The following is a 19,030-nucleotide window of genomic DNA, read 5'->3' on the forward strand; positions in this document are numbered from 1 at the left end:
CTTATCGGGCTAATACGATTTCTGAATAAGGAAATCCGCCCCCTGGATATAACGATTCCCAGCTACCTTTTAGTAAATCATACACATAAATCAGCCTTCCATTCCGACTACCATCAAACAAGACATAAAGTTCCTGTTTCTTAAAATCTTCCGAAACAAGTGTGGCTACTGAACACGCAGCATTAGAGAATGTGGTTAAAGGTTCGTCCAGCGTCTTTGTAGTCGGGTTCCATAACCTAAATTCTGTTCCATCCCCGTCCCCTGCCGTCGCACCATTTCTCTTCGATACGATATATCCGCCAACACGTGTATATTTAGCCGTTCCCATACCTTCTACAGGCTTAACTATCCAAAAAGGAATCAATGCCACTGCCTGTATCGGTTCGCCAACATATATACTTTTCTCTTCTATATTTTGTCCGTTCAAGACTACTGGTGAAAAAGTTCCATCGCCGTTATCTACCGAACAGAGTATATTTCCATCACTCATTTGTATACAGGGATAACGTGACAATGCTTCAGCCTTCATCCCTTCGGGCAGCAGAAAACCATAATCAGGTTTCTCCGGCACATACATTCTGGTATAGGGCATCACATTAACTGTTTTAACAAATAAACGGTCTCCGCCTTGATATACCCCAAAAACAGAATTACCGGTCGCTATCCCCATTGTTACAAGCTGATCAGCTCCCGGTTTTTCCCAATAGTTCATAGAAAGATCATAAAGTCCGGTCGTACGGCGATCATCCTTCGTCCATACTCCACTAAGGCTCCAGCTTCCGGGAAGGTTGACTACACAAGAGAAGTCTTGATTGTCTGCAAGTCGTACTATCTCTGCCGTTTGTGGCTTTTCAAGATTGATGTATTCGATAGCATGAGGACGGTGGGTATTGGAACGGGAATTAATGATACCATAAAGCTGAAAATCTTTGGGTGCCTGTCCATCCGCCACCGAAATCTTTCCTAAAGACATCATTTGACCGGAGCGGCGTAATAAGATTTCCGTTGTAGAAGCAGGCCAGTGTCCGGGAGCCAGAAAAGTAATGCTCGTAGCCGTCTTTTCCGTTATAACACCCCGTCCCCCTTTAGCATATCCTTCATGCAGCACTTCGTCTTGAAGCGGCCAGCGAATATCGAACATGATTTCATCATTGTCCTGGAATCCTTCCGCCATTATCGTTACCTTTTCACCGGGTTTGAATACTGTTCCCGAAGCAGGCATTACAACATTGGTCACTAAAATCGGTTGTTCGTCTTTGTCATCAGAACTACACGCTGCAAGCAGCAAACCCAACAGTAAGAATAGATAATTTTTTGTCATAGCATTTGTGTATTAATCTGTGCAAATGTACTGTTTTTCATTAGCAAATATCTTACTCTTCTACTTTTTAACAGTCCGATTAGTTTTTCCTCCCAACGGACTCATTTTATTAAGCAAAAGAAAACAAGGAAACGGAATGCACGAAAAACAAAAAAGAGGCTGAACTCCGTTTAAAGAATCCAGCCTCCATATATCTTGTTCAGAATGATCTGTTTAAGCCTTCTTGATATAGTCAACAATCCACTGTCCTACTTCCTTTGTACCGTATTTGGCACCATCAGCTACTTGAATTTCCGGTGTACGCACGTTTTCATCCAGTGATGCATCAACCGCCTTACGAATCAGCGCACCTTCTTCTTTACAGTCGAAATATTCAAACAACATAGCTACAGACAGAATCTGTGCCAACGGGTTCGCAATATTCAAGCCCTTCGCCTGTGGCCATGAACCATGAATCGGTTCGAATACCGGAGTACTTTCACCGGTAGAAGCTGAAGGAAGCAATCCCATAGAGCCGCTGATAACGGAACCTTCGTCAGTCAGAATATCACCGAATGTATTTTCAGTCACCATCACGTCAAAGAAAGCTGGTTCCTGAATCATCTTCATGGCAGCATTATCCACAAACATATAGTCAGTTGTCACCTCCGGATAATTGGGAGCCATTTCCTGTGCAATCTGACGCCACAGACGGGAAGAAGCCAGAACATTTGCCTTGTCTACCACAGTCAGGTGCTTTCTGCGTTTCATTGCATATTCAAAAGCAACTTTCAGGATACGTTCAATTTCCGGACGAGTGTAGTAGTTTGTATCGTATGCTTTATCATTATCCTGATATTTCTCACCGAAGTACATACCGCCGGTCAGCTCACGGATGCAGATGAAATCCGCATTCTCAACCAGTTCCGCACGCAACGGAGATTTATGGATCAGGCATTTGAATGTCTGTACCGGACGAATATTAGCAAACAATCCCAATTTCTTACGCATTGCCAGCAATCCCTGCTCCGGACGAACTTTCGCAGTAGGATCATTATCAAACTTCGGATCACCTACGGCCGAAAACAAAACAGCATCTGCATCTTTGCAAACCTTATATGTTTCTTCCGGAAACGGATCACCTACTTTATCAATCGCATCTGCACCGCAGATTGCATATTCGTAACTTACTTTGTGACCAAACTTCTCGCAAACGGCACTCATTACATCTACACCTTGTACCGAAATCTCCGGTCCGATGCCGTCGCCTGCTAATACAGCAATTTTAAAATCCATGTTACTTTTCTTTTTATCTTTTATACTACTCAAAGTTAATTAATCTCTGTCATATCGGAAGCATCAAATGCATGTTAATATAAAATCAACTTATTCTTCAAGTAGATTCAACATCTTCATTGTTGCTTTAATGGCAGCCTCCGTCTGGTCGGCATCAAGTCCACGGGTACGGAACACCTGTTCGTCATAGTTCCAGGTAATTACTGTCTGCACAAACGCATCTGTACGTCCACCCGGTGGGATAGATACCGCATAATTCGTCAACATGGGGAATTTACGTCCTAACGTCACTTTATAAATTTTACGCAACGCACGTACGAAAGCATCATACTGACCATCGCCACTTGAACTTTCTTCGTATTCCTTTCCGTTTATTTCGATCTTTAAAGTCGCCATCGGTTTCAGACCGTGAGCCAGATTTACAAAATAACTCTTTAGCTTGACCTTCTCACCTATCGCCCCGTGTTTCAATACATCCGATACAATATACGGCAAATCCTCCTGAGTCACCAACTCTTTCTTGTCCCCCAGTTCAATGATTCGCTCCGTCACCTTGCGCATGGCATCTTCATCGAGCTCCAGTCCCAGATCTTCGAGGTTCTTACGGATATTTGCCTTCCCACTTGTTTTTCCTAATGCATACTCACGTTTACGTCCGAAACGTTCGGGAAGTAAATCATTACAATACAAATTATTCTTATTATCGCCATCGGCGTGAACGCCTGCAACTTGTGTAAAGACATTCTCTCCCACAATCGGCTTATTGGCAGGAATTACAATACCGGAATAGGATTCTACTACCCGACTGACATCATTCAGGCGGCTTTCATCAATATTGGTCATTGCATTGAAATGATCTTTCAGAATAGCCTGCACACTGGAAAGGGGGGCATTACCAGCCCGTTCGCCAAGTCCGTTGATCGTAGTGTGCAATCCTCTGACACCACTCAACACGGCAGCCAGCACATTACTTACCGCCAGATCATAGTCATTATGCGCGTGAAAATCAAAATGGGTATTCGGATAACGCTTCTTCATCTTCCGCATATATTCTATCACCTGCAGCGGGTTCAGGATTCCCAATGTATCGGGCAACATATAACGTCTGATGCTTGTCTGCTTCAAGCCATCCATCAACTGAAACACATATTCGGGAGAATCTTTCATTCCGTTACTCCAGTCTTCCAGATATACATTCACTCCGATATCCTGTTCATCTGCGTAATGTACTACGTTGATAATATCTGCGATATGTTCTTCGGGAGTCTTTTTCAATTGTTGGGTACAATGTTTCAATGACCCCTTACAAAGAAGATTGATGACACGACACCCGGTACGTTGTATCCAGTCCACCGAAGTATGACCGTCCACAAATCCCAGCACTTCCACTTTCTGAAGCAGATTGCGGCGGGCTGCCCAATCACAAATCATCTTCACGGCTTCAAACTCACCTTCCGATACACGTGCTGAAGCAACCTCTACCCGGTCTACCTTCAAATCCTCCAATAGTAAACGGGCAATCATTAGTTTCTCATGGGGCACAAAAGATACTCCGCTGGTTTGCTCACCGTCACGGAGCGTTGTGTCCATGATCTCTATTTTGACGCCTTGTTTTCCCATTCTTCTATTTTATTTTTATTGCTTAGCAAGAAGTCTATGTCATCCAGTCCGTTCATCAGACAAAGTTTCTTATAAGCGTTGATTTCAAAATGTTCACTCTTACCCGTTGCTTTATTAGTGATGGTCTGTTCGGGAAGGTTCACTTCCACTTCCATCTTCGGATCAGCAAAGATAGAGTCGAAGAGTTCCTGCAAAAATCCTTCAGTAACAACTACCGGAAGTACGAAGTTGTTCAACTCATTATTTTTGTGAATATCGGCAAAGAAGCTCGATACTACCACACGGAAACCATATCCGGCAATCGCCCAGGCTGCGTGTTCGCGGCTGGAACCCGAACCGAAGTTCTTTCCTGCCACCAATATCTGTCCGCTATACGTAGGATCGTTCAACACGAAATCCTTGTTCAACGAACCATCGGCATTATAACGCCAGTCACGAAACAGGTTATCACCGAAAAACTTCTCTTCACGAGTCGTTGCTTTCAGAAAACGTGCCGGAATAATCTGGTCAGTATCTACATTCTCTAAAGGAAGGGGTACACAAGTACTTGTTATTATATTAAATTTTGTCTTAGCCATCTTTCTGTTTACAATTTAAATATTTACAAATTACGATTGAAATTACATCAGTTCACGCGGGTCGGTAATCACTCCTGTCACCGCAGCGGCAGCAGCAACCAACGGGCTGGCCAGTAAAGTACGGGCACCCGGTCCCTGACGACCTTCAAAGTTACGGTTGCTGGTCGATACCGAATATTTTCCTGCAGGAATCTTGTCATCATTCATCGCAAGGCATGCTGAACATCCCGGCTGACGGATTGCAAATCCCGCCTCAGTCAATATCTTGTCAATTCCTTCCTTACGAATCTGGGCATCAACCATCCATGATCCCGGAACCAGCCATGCGATTACATTATCCGCTTTCCTGCGTCCCTTCACCAGAGAAGCGAATGCGCGGAAGTCCTCAATACGGCCATTAGTACAAGCACCCAGGAATACGTAATCAATCTTTTTACCCAGTAACGATTCACCCGGCTGGAATCCCATATATTCCATCGATTTTTTGAAAGAAACCTGTGCAGCCTCTCCCATTCCTTCCGTAGTAGGAATGTTTTGCGTAATTCCCATTCCCATACCCGGATTGGTTCCGTACGTAATCATCGGCTCAATATCCGCTGCATCAAAACGGACCTCCTGATCGAATACGGCGTCATCATCGCTCTTCAGCGTTTTCCAGTATTCCATAGCCTGATCCCATGCTTCCCCTTGCGGAGCATTCTCACGTCCTTTGATATATTCGAAAGTCACTTCATCCGGAGCAACCATACCACCACGTGCTCCCATTTCAATAGACAGATTACAAAGAGTAAGACGTCCTTCCATAGTCAGATTGCGGATGGCCGAACCTGCATATTCCACGAAGTAACCGGTAGCTCCGCTGGTAGTCATCTTAGACATCATGTACAGAGCAACATCTTTCGCAGTCACTCCTTTACCCAGTTCGCCATCTACGGTAATGCGCATTGTTTTCGGTCTTGACTGAAGGATACATTGTGAAGCCAGTACCATTTCCACTTCACTGGTACCGATGCCGAAAGCGATAGCTCCCATTGCACCGTGAGTAGAAGTATGCGAGTCACCGCAAACAATCGTCATGCCCGGCAGTGTCAGTGCACGTTCCGGACCTACCACATGGATAATTCCGTTTTTAGGATGCATCATACCGAAATGTGTCAGACCGAAATCTTTCGCATTTTTCGTCAGTGTATCCACCTGAGTCTTGGAGATCGGGTCTTCAATCGGTTTATCCTGATCATGTGTCGGAGTATTGTGGTCGGGCATACAGAATACCTTTTCCGGACGTAATACCTTGATGCCACGCTCACGCAATCCGGCAAAAGCCTGCGGACTGGTCACTTCATGACAATATAAACGATCAATATAAAGTTGTGTCGGCCCATCTTCCACCGTAGTCACCACATGGGCATCCCATATTTTATCAAATAATGTATTCATCTGTTATATCTATTTTTACTATGTATGATTTATAATTAATGCGGGGTACGTATTTCAGTACCACTTTCGCTGTTCCTTTATGCCTTGAATTTATTAATACAGTCAATATAAGCTTCTACCGATGCGGCTATAATATCCGTATTTGCTCCGAAGCCATAATAAATCTGATTATCATATTCCACCTGCATATGAACCTTACCTACATCATCACTTCCCTTGCTAATAGCCTGAATAGTGAATTCTTTCAATGTCATGTGACGATCTACGATCTTTTTCAGAGCCTTGATGGCAGCATCCACCGGACCATTACCACTCGCACAGGCTTCAAACTTCTCACCGGAAATATTTAGTCCCAGACTGGCAACTGAACGGACGCCGACACCACTTGTCACCTGCAAATACTCCAACTTAATACGATGATTCTGGCTGCGGTCTGCTCCTGCCAATACCAATACATCATCATCATTGATATCTTTTTTCTTATCGGCCAGTTTCAGGAACTCCTCATATACCTTATCCAGTTTTTCCTGATCCAGGTTAACTCCCAACAACGACAGGCGATTCTTCAATGCCGCACGTCCGCTACGGGCAGTCAATACGATAGAGTTATCATCGATGCCTACATCATGCGGATCGATAATCTCGTAAGTTTCTACATTCTTCAACACACCATCCTGATGGATACCCGATGAATGGGCAAAAGCATTGCGACCTACGATTGCTTTATTCGGCTGTACAGGCATATTCATCAAGCTGGATACCATACGGCTAGTCGGATAAATCTTCTGTGTATTGATATTGGTCTGAATATCGATCTCATGATGACTCTTGATAATCATTGCGATTTCTTCAAGAGCGGTATTTCCAGCACGTTCGCCGATACCGTTAATGGTCACCTCTACCTGACGGGCTCCATTCAGAACACCAGCAATCGTATTTGCTGTTGCCATTCCCAAATCGTTATGACAGTGAGTAGAAAGAATCGCATTATCAATGCCGTCTACATGATCAATCAAATATTTAATCTTTGCACCATATTCGGAAGGCAGACAGTAACCCGTCGTATCCGGTATATTCACCACTGTCGCTCCCGCTTTGATAACCGCTTCTACCACACGTGCCAGATATTCATTGTCCGTACGCCCTGCATCCTCTGCATAAAATTCCACATCATCCACATAACGACGTGCATACTTCACTGCTGCTACCGCGCGTTCGATAATCTCTTCCCGATTGGAGTTGAATTTATATTTAATATGAGAGTCAGAAGTACCGATACCTGTATGGATACGTTTATGCTTGGCGAATTTCAAAGCGTCTACCGCTACATCAATATCCTTCTGAACAGCACGGGTCAAAGCACAAATAGTAGGCCAAGTCACCGCTTTAGAAATTTCAATCACAGAATTAAAATCTCCCGGGCTGGAAATGGGGAAGCCGGCTTCAATTACATCGACCCCCAAAGCTTCGAGTGCCTTCGCTACCTGAATCTTCTCCACTGTGTTCAACTGGCATCCCGGAACCTGTTCACCATCCCGAAGGGTGGTATCAAAAATAAATAACCTATTGTCCATCTTCTATCATTTTATGTTATTATTGGCTCAAAAAAAAACCTTTCACACTTGGAAGTGAGAAAGGCTTTCGTATATTTTCAGTATACACATTTACGCGCAGCACTCACTTCCACTAACCTTTGATAGTAGAATAATAATACCGCATAGTAGAATATGTATAAACATCTGATTCATTTTTTGTCTCTTTTATAGTTTGACGGTGCAAAGGTATGGATTATTTCTGTACTACCAAATAATACGTTACTTTTTTATCGAAAATAATTTCATTTCATAAGTTAAAGTCGGTTATTAGCAGAAAAGTATTACTAACAAAGCCCCGTATTTCATCAAACAGAAAAAGGGGGCATAGTGCAGACACACTATACCCCCTTTTAATTTATCGTTCTAAATCAATAGATTACTTTTTATCACAGCATTCCTTCTTTTCTGTGCAATCAGCTTTCTTATCGCAAGCAGTAGCACAAGAGTCTTTAGCCTGGCAGCAAGAGTCAGTTGCTTCAACAGCAACAGTTTCTACAGTTTCAACTGTTGCTTCTTCACCTTCAGAAGCGGCAGCGTTATTAGCTTTGTTACCAGAACAAGAGATCACAGCGAAAGAAAATGTTACTGCTACAGCAGCCAAAAAAAGTTTTGTTTTCATACCTTTTAATTTGCTTTAAACGTTTAATAAAATAATTGTCGTCGGCAAATATAGCTATTTTTTCCTAAACTGCCAAAACAAGAAATCCCCGCCAGTCATCTTTGACTGGCGGGGACTTTCTAAAAATGGCGGCTACCTACTCTCCCACTGTTACGCAGTACCATCGGCGTGACGAGGCTTAACTTCTCTGTTCGGAATGGGAAGAGGTGGAACCCTCGTGCTATAACCACCTGAATAAATTCAATAAGGTTATGACATGATGAAAAGTAAAACTTAAGTAAGATATCAGAGTCAAATGAATGAACTTACTGATACGCTCGCTAAACGTATATATCGCGATCCGCACCGTCCGAAAGAAAGTGAACGGGCAATTAGTAATGCTCGGCTTTGATGTTACCACCTTTACACCTGCATCCTATCAACGTCATCGTCTTTAACGACCCTAAGAAATCTAATCTTGTGGCTGGCTTCGTACTTAGATGCTTTCAGCACTTATCCAATCCCGACTTAGATACCCAGCAATGCACCTGGCGGCACAACTGGTAAACCAGCGGTCAGTCCAACACGGTCCTCTCGTACTAGTGTCAGAGCCACGCAAATTTCATACGCCCACGATAGATAGAGACCGAACTGTCTCACGACGTTCTGAACCCAGCTCGCGTGCCACTTTAATGGGCGAACAGCCCAACCCTTGGGACCTTCTCCAGCCCCAGGATGTGACGAGCCGACATCGAGGTGCCAAACCCCTCCGTCGATATGAGCTCTTGGGAGGGATCAGCCTGTTATCCCCGGAGTACCTTTTATCCTTTGAGCGATGTCCCTTCCATACGGAAACACCGGATCACTATGCTCTAGTTTCCTACCTGATCGACTTGTTAGTCTCCCAGTCAAGCGCCCTTATGCCATTACACTCTACGGACGGTTACCAATCGTCCTGAGGGCACCTTTAGAAGCCTCCGTTACTATTTTGGAGGCGACCACCCCAGTCAAACTACCCACCAAACAGTGTCCTCGCAACTACGAGTTAGAACTCAAATAATCAAAGGGCCGTATTTCAACAGCGACTCCACAAATACTGGCGTACCTGCTTCAAAGTCTCCGGCCTATCCTACACATCAATTACCCAAATTCAATGTTAAGCTATAGTAAAGGTTCACGGGGTCTTTTCGTCCCATCGCGGGTAATCGGCATCTTCACCGATACTACAATTTCACTGAGCTCACGGTTGAGACAGTGTCCAGATCATTACACCATTCGTGCAGGTCGGAACTTACCCGACAAGGAATTTCGCTACCTTAGGACCGTTATAGTTACGGCCGCCGTTTACTGGGGCTTCAATTCAATGCTTCTCTTGCGATGACATCTCCTCTTAACCTTCCAGCACCGGGCAGGTGTCAGGCTGTATACATAATCTTTCAATTTGGCACAGCCCTGTGTTTTTGTTAAACAGTTGCCTGGACCTATTCTCTGCGCCCAACTCTCGTTGGGACCCTTTATCCCGAAGTTACAGGGTCAATTTGCCTAGTTCCTTAACCGTGAATCACTCAAGCGCCTTAGTATATTCAACCCGACTACGTGTGTCCGTTTGCGGTACGGGTACCTTAAGGATTAAGTTTAGCGGATTTTCTTGGGAGTATGCTTACACGCACTATTGGATTGTTCCGAAGAACGCTCCATACTATCAGGTTCGACTCTCATCCCGGATTTGCCTGGGATGATCAACATCTACACCCTTCAACGGACTATTCCGTCAGTCCGCGGCGCTGTCACTGCTCCGTCTCCACGTCACTCCTTAAGGTAGTACAGGAATATTAACCTGTTCTGCCATCGGCCTCACCGTTCGGCTGAGCCTTAGGACCCGACTAACCCTGATCCGATTAGCGTTGATCAGGAAACCTTAGTCTTTCGGCGAGGGGGTTTCTCACCCCCTTTATCGTTACTTATACCTACATTTGCTTTTCCACACGCTCCAGCAAAGCTCACGCTTCACCTTCGACGCAGAGTGGAATGCTCCCCTACCGATCATTACTGATCCCATAGCTTCGGTAAAACACTTAATGCCCGATTATTATCCACGCCAAACTCCTCGACTAGTGAGCTGTTACGCACTCTTTAAATGAATGGCTGCTTCCAAGCCAACATCCTAGCTGTCTTAGCAATCTGACTTCGTTAGTTCAACTTAGTGTTTATTTGGGGACCTTAGCTGATGGTCTGGATTCTTCTCCTTTAGGACATGGACCTTAGCACCCATGCCCTCACTCCTGTGATAGAACTAATGCGCATTCGGAGTTTATCAAGACTTGATAGGCGGTGAAGCCCTCGCATCTTATCAGTCGCTCTACCTCACATTAGTAACTCACAAGGCTGCACCTAAATGCATTTCGGGGAGTACGAGCTATCTCCAAGTTTGATTAGCCTTTCACCCCCACCCTCAGTTCATCCGGAAGCTTTTCAACGCTTATCGGTTCGGTCCTCCAGTTAGTGTTACCTAACCTTCAACCTGACCAAGGGTAGATCACTTGGTTTCGCGTCTACTCCTTCCGACTCGACGCCCTGTTCAGACTCGCTTTCGCTTCGGCTGCACATCTCAAGATGCTTAACCTTGCCGGAAAAAGTAACTCGTAGGTTCATTATGCAAAAGGCACGCCGTCACTTCTTACGAAGCTCCGACCGCTTGTAGGCGCACGGTTTCAGGGACTATTTCACTCTTCTATTCGAAGTGCTTTTCACCTTTCCTTCACAGTACTGGTTCGCTATCGGTCTCTCGGGAGTATTTAGCCTTACCGGATGGTCCCGGCAGATTCACGCAAGATTTCTCGTGTCCCGCGCTACTCAGGATACCACTACGCTTAATTTGACTTCGTATACCGGACTATCACCGTCTATGGTTCCACTTTCCAGAGGATTCTACTCATCAAATGTCTTGCGACATCGTGGTCCTACAACCCCACACATGCCGTAACATGGGTGGTTTGGGCTATTCCCCGTTCGCTCGCCACTACTAGGGGAATCATTATTATTTTCTTTTCCTACAGGTACTAAGATGTTTCAGTTCCCTGCGTTAGCTTCCATCAAAGATGGATGACATTCCTTCAGAATGCCGGGTTGTCCCATTCGGAAATCTCTGGATCAAAGGTTATTTGCACCTACCCAGAGCTTATCGCAGCTTATCACGTCCTTCATCGCCTCCGAGAGCCAAGGCATCCGCCATGCGCCCTTGCTTACTTTCTTTCAAACTTACTTTTAAGTATTAGGTATCAAGTATCAGGTATTAACCCAAAGTACTTAATAGTGTTGTACTTAAAACGTACGGTTCGATATATACTTTTAGCTCTTTACTAAATTTTACTTTTTGTACATCATGTCAAAGATCGTTTCTCTTTTCAGAGACTGTGGAGAATAACGGATTCGAACCGTTGACCCTCTGCGTGCAAGGCAGATGCTCTAGCCAGCTGAGCTAATCCCCCAAGAGTAATTGAACATTCCAATAATGTATTGGCAACGACAATTTTTGTTCGGAGTAGTCCCAGGCAGAGTTGAACTGCCGACCTCTACATTATCAGTGTAGCGCTCTAACCAACTGAGCTATAGGACTATGTTCTACGCATTATCGGCTGCTTTCGGCATAATCGATGCAAGCATCGCTTCTGCTCTCTCTTGCTCGATAATTCAACCTTGTCTACCTGATGTTAGACTCGGCTTCTTTCTTTTCTCTTGTTTATCTCTATCTATACTTCTATAGATGGTTGATCTATATGTTATAAATAAACAAGTACCAGTAGTACAATAATAGAACCAATGAAATCGTTGCAACGACATCGCTCCAGAAAGGAGGTGTTCCAGCCGCACCTTCCGGTACGGCTACCTTGTTACGACTTAGCCCCAATTACCAGTTTTACCCTAGGACGCTCCTTGCGGTTACGTACTTCAGGTACCCCCGGCTTTCATGGCTTGACGGGCGGTGTGTACAAGGCCCGGGAACGTATTCACCGCGCCATGGCTGATGCGCGATTACTAGCGAATCCAGCTTCACGAAGTCGGGTTGCAGACTTCGATCCGAACTGAGAGAGGCTTTTGGGATTAGCATCCTGTCACCAGGTAGCTGCCTTCTGTACCCCCCATTGTAACACGTGTGTAGCCCCGGACGTAAGGGCCGTGCTGATTTGACGTCATCCCCACCTTCCTCACATCTTACGACGGCAGTCTCTCTAGAGTCCTCAGCATAACCTGTTAGTAACTAAAGATAAGGGTTGCGCTCGTTATGGCACTTAAGCCGACACCTCACGGCACGAGCTGACGACAACCATGCAGCACCTTCACAAATGCCTTGCGGCTAACCTGTTTCCAGATTATTCATTTGCAATTTAAGCCCGGGTAAGGTTCCTCGCGTATCATCGAATTAAACCACATGTTCCTCCGCTTGTGCGGGCCCCCGTCAATTCCTTTGAGTTTCACCGTTGCCGGCGTACTCCCCAGGTGGAATACTTAATGCTTTCGCTTGGCCGCTTACTGTATATCGCAAACAGCGAGTATTCATCGTTTACTGTGTGGACTACCAGGGTATCTAATCCTGTTTGATACCCACACTTTCGAGCATCAGTGTCAGTTGCAGTCCAGTGAGCTGCCTTCGCAATCGGAGTTCTTCGTGATATCTAAGCATTTCACCGCTACACCACGAATTCCGCCCACCTCTACTGTACTCAAGACAGCCAGTATCAACTGCAATTTTACGGTTGAGCCGCAAACTTTCACAACTGACTTAACTGTCCACCTACGCTCCCTTTAAACCCAATAAATCCGGATAACGCTCGGATCCTCCGTATTACCGCGGCTGCTGGCACGGAGTTAGCCGATCCTTATTCATATGGTACATACAAAATTCCACACGTGGAAAACTTTATTCCCATATAAAAGAAGTTTACAACCCATAGGGCAGTCATCCTTCACGCTACTTGGCTGGTTCAGGCTCTCGCCCATTGACCAATATTCCTCACTGCTGCCTCCCGTAGGAGTTTGGACCGTGTCTCAGTTCCAATGTGGGGGACCTTCCTCTCAGAACCCCTATCCATCGAAGGTTTGGTGAGCCGTTACCTCACCAACTGCCTAATGGAACGCATCCCCATCGATAACCGAAATTCTTTAATAATCAAACCATGCGGTCTAATTATGCCATCGGGTATTAATCTTTCTTTCGAAAGGCTATCCCCGAGTTATCGGCAGGTTGGATACGTGTTACTCACCCGTGCGCCGGTCGCCAGCAATCTATTGCTAGATCCTGCTGCCCCTCGACTTGCATGTGTTAAGCCTGTAGCTAGCGTTCATCCTGAGCCAGGATCAAACTCTTCATTGTAAAAGTATTGTTAATCAGCATTACTGCTGCTTTTTGCTCTGTTCAGGATGCCGTACAATTATTGACTTCATTAATACCTTACGTCTCACACATATTACTATATATAAGACAAGTATTGACGGTTCTATTTTTTTCTTGTACTACTTGTATTGTTTATCAATATTTCAAAGAACATCTTACTTTCGTTTTAAAAGCGGGTGCAAAGGTAAGAGGTTTTATTTTAACTACCAAATGTTTTCGGAAGTTTTTTTTCGTTTTTCTTTTTATATCGTTTCTCAGGCTCTCTTGCGAAAGGGAAAGAAGGTAAAGAAGAAAAATTAAACGCCTTTTCTTTGCGAATCGGACTGCAAAGATAAGAACTTTAAGCATTATCTTCCAAACTTTATCGGAAGTTTTTTTGTTCTTATGGTTAAGCAGACCCTTGCTTTTACACTAAGTCAATTTATCAAGGCTTTCTTCTCTTGGAAAGCGGGTGCAAAAGTAGTCCCTTTTCAAATATACTCCAAACTTAAATCACTCTTTTTTTGAATTATTTTTGAAAAGACTCGCTAAAGCGTTGAGTTATAAGGATGTTGTAGAACATATTTTTCTCGGATGTAGGAGGAACAGAGGAAAGGAATGTACATTATTATATTCACACGCGCGTTAGGCAGGGCGAGCGCGGGTGGATGCACCAGGGAAATGAAGAGGAAATAGGGGGAGGTGGTAGGTGAATACATAACCCTATCATTTACAAAGAAACGGGAACAAACATTATTTATCCTACCACCTCGGTCTGCGACCACTCCTCCTTCCAGAAGCTACCCTTTATACACAAGTCTTATCTGATAAACTCATACAGTTCAAACTGTGTATAAAATCTATCCAGTCCATTCTTAAAGGTTATATATCCTGGAATGGACTGGCTCTTGTATGCACTCCATGCTCCTAACCTTGCAATAATCCATGCTGCCCATGCCATTGATTCTTTTTTATATGGATTTTGCTGTATTTTTGTATTTCCCTCACTCTTTTTTCCTACTATATGTAATAATTCTATTTCTTTGCTTGTAAAGTAGATTTCTGAAGAGAGTTTTTCATCTTCTTTATCAAAAGAAAGTTTGAGTACCATCACCTGCAGGGCTGCCTGCAAGGAAATTAAGATTAGTTTTTGTAATGCCGAAACTGTTTCCAACTGTGCGTCCTCAATCATGAATCCCTTTCTTTTGAGCACTCTGAACAACTCTTCAATCAGCCATCTACAACGATACCAACCGATACATTCAATTGCTTGTTCTACAGTCTCCACCACATGTGTAGTTAGCAGTCTCCATTCAATAGGGCTCTCATTTACCGGTGTACTGGAAGATTTTTCTTTAACATGTATGCAATAAAGACTAACAGGGGGACTGCCCTTTGCCGGACCGTTAACAGGAGCGCACAAGGTGACTCTTTCAAAGCGAAGTTCCATGCACGCTACCCGTTTCTTACGTCCGCTTCCCGGGAGCACTTCAAAGCTATACTCTGCCCGTAGAACAGCCTGCTCCATTAATGTATTCAGATGGAGAGAACAGTCTGGATCATCCAACCGACAATTCCTTTCATGAACAGAACGTATCAGCAAGTGAACATTATCAGCAGGGATACGGCTGAAAAGTTCAAAAATGTCCGCTTCACGGTCACCGATGATCGTTTTAACTGCATCCCGGGGCATTTGCTCACTGGCAGCCATTCCACTTTCTATCCAACGATATGACTCTTTTTCTTCTATAGGCTGATATCTGTAATTACGTTCTTCACGACTTAAAGCATCCGGTGAGCGATTCCACTGCTTGACCGAAGAAAAGCCTATAGGAATATGGCTGGAGCCATCCACTACCAAGACAGGATGCAAAAAAGTACCACATTGCCTTTGACCGACAATGCCGGGACTGGCTGTTTTTTTCTTCATTCGCTCAACATGAGCCTCATAGTTTATCTCCGAGGTATCTTGAATACACAGTAAATGCTTACGACCGGAAGCATTCTTACAGCAAGTTTGTATCAGACCTGATAAGATAGCATCAGAACTGACTGAGGAATTGTTCAAAAATCTATAAGCACCCATCTTTTCTTTATGTTCCTTACTAAATTGATTCACTATAGCACTTTGATGGACAACCATCTGAGAGCAAATTAAGTTTAAACGTCGCAAAAGCCGAGGATCACGAATTTGATCTGTCTCTAATAACATCAAGCAAAGATAAAAAAAATAATATATACTTGTGTATAAAGGGTAGCTTCCAGAAGGAGGAGATTTAAGATAGAATCGACTTGTTAGTCACCACCTACTTACGTGTCAACCAGGCTCTCTATGAAAATAAAAAACTATAATTTGCTGTCATCTGTCACTTTGTTGGGGGTAATAATTTGAATATGAGTGATTAATGAGGTGACGGCAGTAGGTGATGGCAGTGTGACGGCAAACTTTGCTGTCACACTGCCTTGTTTTCAATGGTTACTTATGGGCTGTTGGTTGGTCTATATAGAGCTTTTTAGTTTCTCCCGTTTGAAACTTTTGTTTCTCCAGCTTGGAACTAAAGTTTCATCGGCTTGAAACTTTAGTTTCAAAGCCGTGAAACTAAGGTTCCGGACGCTTGAAAACATTGCTTCAAGCGTAGGGAATGAGTGAAACCATACTTATATGATTCAATCAACCTGACCGTAACAACTGTTCGATTAACCTGCTCTTCCAAGAAACAATAAATCATTTATCACTCAAAAACAGATGAGTTATCAACCATTAAAGACTGATTTCTCAATTATTAATGTCTGAAACATCAATCGTTAATAGTTGACAATTCAGATATTAACATACTGTAAATCAAATAACAGCATCAAACAAATGACAGATAATGATACATGGAAGAGTGAGAGCAAACGTTTGCTCTCATACCTGCTACCACAATTGCTGCCATACCTGAAACTACGATGAATAAAGACATACAGACAATCTGTTAGAGCATGAGGGCAAAACGGATATCAAATCACTGTGGAGCGTAAAGAGAGAGCCTGATTATCTCTAGGAGAATAATATGCTAGACCAAGGATCAGTTTACAATACAAAAAGTGACGGCAAAAAGCGTAAAACTCTTGCCGTCACTTAGCCATCAGCATTTGCCGTCACCGCTATTGGTTTATATATTAATACTTTATTCTAAAAAGGTGACGGGTGACGATAAAAAAACTAGTTTCAACTCTAAAGTAATTATTTTATCTTAAGGGCAAAACCTCCTCCCGGTGCCAGATGAACTTTCAGTTTACCGTCCTTCTTTATCGGAAAGGACTCACACTTATAATCACGACCTGCCCGATGAGCATTCACACCATCTTTAAACAAAGTAGCATGATAAGATTTATCACCCAGGAAAGAACAATCGACTTCAATATCACGTGCACTCCAATCTGTAATTCCACCTACATACCAGACATCCCCTCTCCGGCGTGCCGTCACAATATACTCTCCCATTTTACCGTCAAGAACGATACTTTCATCCCATACAGTTGGTATTTCTGCGATAAATGCCGTTGATTCCGGTTCACGCATATAGTTGCTCGGAGTATCGCACAACATATTAAAAGGAGATTCAAGCACCACGTACAGGGCTAGCTGGCGGCAACGGGTTCCCTGACTCATCGGTTCAGAATTGCAGGGATAATAGTTACCTTTGGAAGCATTTCTCATCGCCCCCTGCGTATAATCCATCGGACCGGAAACCTGACGGATGAAAGGAATCATCACATCATACTTCACCTGATCTACTGACGGTGAACTCCATTTCATCTGCTCCAACCCATTGACTCCTTCGAAATTCAACACATTCGGATAAGTACGGTTCAATCCGGCAGGCTTATGAGTGCCGTGAAGGTCGAGAATCAGCTTGTATTTAGCACACATTTCAGCGGCACGATAGTTGAATGCAGTCATTTCCTGATCGTCACGGTCCATAAAGTCCACTTTGAAACCCTTTACTCCCATTTCGGCATAATGACGGCACACATTTTCCATATCACGCTCGAATGCATGATAACCGGCCCAAAGGATGATACCTACATTTTTAGAAGCTGCGTAATCTACCAGTTCTTTCAGGTCAATCTCCTTGACAACCTGCATCAAATCCGCCTGTAAGTTCACTGCCCATCCCTCGTCAAGTATCACATACTCGATACCGTTTGCAGAAGCAAAGTCTATATATGCCTTATAAGTCGGATTATTTACTCCGGTCACAAAATCAACGCCATCCAGATTCCAATCATTCCACCAGTCCCAAGCAACCTTTCCCGGTTTAATCCACGAAAGATCGGATATACGTGAAGGCGCACCTAACAGATAGCTGAGATTAGTAGCGGCAAGGTCCTTATCGGTGGTAGTAACCACGGCTATACGCCAGGGGAAGTTTCTCGGTTTATCCACTTTGGCAATGTAGTCTTCATGCTCCTTCACCAACATCTGAAGCCGGTTGTGACCACCCTGCACCGTACGCTTCGGATAAGGAGCATGCATACTGCTCAAACGATTCGCGCCTTCCGAAGCAGAAAGATAAAGTCCCGGATAATTTTCCAGATCGGACTCTGTGATACAGACTTTCACTCCATCGCCCGCATCTACTACCAACGGCAAGAACATCAAGCGCTGTTTATTCAACTTTGACAGTTTGTCCGTTGTATACGTATTCTCGAAAGAATTAAAAAACTGGGAGTTATAATCCCCGTCTTTACCGCTTTTTACATAAGGCACGGAGGCAGTCATATCCGATGGAAAACAATAATCAGATACTTCCGTCACTACATGAAAAGGCTTCTTCCCCTGATTTACAAAACGGTAGGCAATACCGTCATTGTATGCACGAAACTCTACATTCCAGTCTTTTTTGAAACGCAAGGTCAGTTCATTATAATGATTTCTCAATTCGCTGGCACGGTAGAAAGGAGATGGTATCATCTCGTCCACGCTTTTCCTGGAAGTTTCGGATAATTTCGCATTTTCTCCCCAGACATTCCCGTTATCCAACGTCATTGATATGGGAGAAGGAGTCAGAATCTGCCTGCCGTTGCATATAATGTCATAAGTCAGCCGGTCGCCAATGGTTATTGTCGTTTTCAGATTTCCATCAGGTGAGGCTAGTGTCAATTGCTTCTGAGCTTGCAACGAAAGCGTACACAAGACACATAATAATAAAAAAGTAAGTTTTTTCATGGTTGTAACTAATATATTAG

At 44.0% G+C, this 19,030-nt stretch carries 9 protein-coding genes, 2 tRNA genes and 3 rRNA genes; all 14 read right to left on the bottom strand.

Features of this window, described 5'->3' with window-relative positions; genetic code table 11:
- Position 1: 1 nt before the first annotated feature.
- Positions 2-1,321: a DUF4784 domain-containing protein gene (locus ACHLI0_RS07550; protein WP_490748797.1), complete on the bottom strand. Its 1,320-nt coding sequence runs from the start codon at positions 1,319-1,321 to the stop codon at positions 2-4.
- A 213-nt stretch (positions 1,322-1,534) separates the two neighbouring features.
- Positions 1,535-2,596 (bottom strand): 3-isopropylmalate dehydrogenase, encoded by a 1,062-nt coding sequence (gene leuB / locus ACHLI0_RS07555; RefSeq protein ID WP_225680367.1) that lies wholly within the window; start codon positions 2,594-2,596, stop codon positions 1,535-1,537.
- A gap of 90 nt (positions 2,597-2,686) precedes the next feature.
- Positions 2,687-4,216, bottom strand: a complete 1,530-nt coding sequence (locus ACHLI0_RS07560; RefSeq protein WP_008763199.1) for a hydroxymethylglutaryl-CoA lyase-like TIM-barrel protein — start codon at positions 4,214-4,216, stop codon at positions 2,687-2,689.
- Positions 4,192-4,794, bottom strand: coding sequence for a 3-isopropylmalate dehydratase small subunit (gene leuD, locus ACHLI0_RS07565; RefSeq protein WP_008763198.1), 603 nt, complete (start codon positions 4,792-4,794; stop codon positions 4,192-4,194). Before leuD ends, ACHLI0_RS07560 begins: the two co-directional genes overlap by 25 nt.
- A gap of 42 nt (positions 4,795-4,836) precedes the next feature.
- Complete coding sequence (gene leuC, locus ACHLI0_RS07570) at positions 4,837-6,231, bottom strand: 3-isopropylmalate dehydratase large subunit (protein ID WP_008763197.1); 1,395 nt, start codon at positions 6,229-6,231, stop codon at positions 4,837-4,839.
- 77 nt (positions 6,232-6,308) lie between these two features.
- Positions 6,309-7,805 (bottom strand): 2-isopropylmalate synthase, encoded by a 1,497-nt coding sequence (locus ACHLI0_RS07575; protein WP_490748798.1) that lies wholly within the window; start codon positions 7,803-7,805, stop codon positions 6,309-6,311.
- A 397-nt stretch (positions 7,806-8,202) separates the two neighbouring features.
- A complete protein-coding gene (locus ACHLI0_RS07580) occupies positions 8,203-8,445 on the bottom strand; it encodes a hypothetical protein (RefSeq protein ID WP_048696945.1) in 243 nt (80 codons plus the stop codon).
- Positions 8,446-8,568: 123 nt separating this feature from the next.
- A 5S ribosomal RNA gene (rrf, locus tag ACHLI0_RS07585) occupies positions 8,569-8,679 on the bottom strand.
- Positions 8,680-8,796: 117 nt separating this feature from the next.
- A 23S ribosomal RNA gene (locus ACHLI0_RS07590) occupies positions 8,797-11,676 on the bottom strand.
- A 162-nt stretch (positions 11,677-11,838) separates the two neighbouring features.
- A tRNA-Ala gene (locus ACHLI0_RS07595) sits at positions 11,839-11,912 on the bottom strand.
- Between the two features lie 54 nt (positions 11,913-11,966).
- A tRNA-Ile gene (locus tag ACHLI0_RS07600) sits at positions 11,967-12,040 on the bottom strand.
- Positions 12,041-12,272: 232 nt separating this feature from the next.
- A 16S ribosomal RNA gene (locus tag ACHLI0_RS07605) occupies positions 12,273-13,795 on the bottom strand.
- Together the 16S, 23S and 5S rRNA genes with 2 tRNA genes alongside form the textbook arrangement of a ribosomal RNA operon.
- An 820-nt stretch (positions 13,796-14,615) precedes the next feature.
- Entirely contained in the window at positions 14,616-15,938 is a 1,323-nt protein-coding gene (locus tag ACHLI0_RS07610; RefSeq protein ID WP_490748799.1) for an IS4 family transposase, read from the bottom strand.
- A gap of 1,083 nt (positions 15,939-17,021) precedes the next feature.
- Positions 17,022-19,010 (bottom strand): retaining alpha-galactosidase, encoded by a 1,989-nt coding sequence (locus ACHLI0_RS07615; protein WP_490748800.1) that lies wholly within the window; start codon positions 19,008-19,010, stop codon positions 17,022-17,024.
- Positions 19,011-19,030 lie beyond the last annotated feature (20 nt).

The sequence above is a fragment of the Bacteroides sp. RCH18 genome, assembly GCF_058231005.1.

Coding starts and splice junctions, on each gene's coding strand:
- ACHLI0_RS07550 (WP_490748797.1), bottom strand. CDS start 1,321: ATGACAAAAAATTATCTATTCTTACTGTTGGGTTTGCTGCTTGCAGCG.
- leuB (WP_225680367.1), bottom strand. CDS start 2,596: ATGGATTTTAAAATTGCTGTATTAGCAGGCGACGGCATCGGACCGGAG.
- ACHLI0_RS07560 (WP_008763199.1), bottom strand. CDS start 4,216: ATGGGAAAACAAGGCGTCAAAATAGAGATCATGGACACAACGCTCCGT.
- leuD (WP_008763198.1), bottom strand. CDS start 4,794: ATGGCTAAGACAAAATTTAATATAATAACAAGTACTTGTGTACCCCTT.
- leuC (WP_008763197.1), bottom strand. CDS start 6,231: ATGAATACATTATTTGATAAAATATGGGATGCCCATGTGGTGACTACG.
- ACHLI0_RS07575 (WP_490748798.1), bottom strand. CDS start 7,805: ATGGACAATAGGTTATTTATTTTTGATACCACCCTTCGGGATGGTGAA.
- ACHLI0_RS07580 (WP_048696945.1), bottom strand. CDS start 8,445: ATGAAAACAAAACTTTTTTTGGCTGCTGTAGCAGTAACATTTTCTTTC.
- ACHLI0_RS07610 (WP_490748799.1), bottom strand. CDS start 15,938: ATGGTTGTCCATCAAAGTGCTATAGTGAATCAATTTAGTAAGGAACAT.
- ACHLI0_RS07615 (WP_490748800.1), bottom strand. CDS start 19,010: ATGAAAAAACTTACTTTTTTATTATTATGTGTCTTGTGTACGCTTTCG.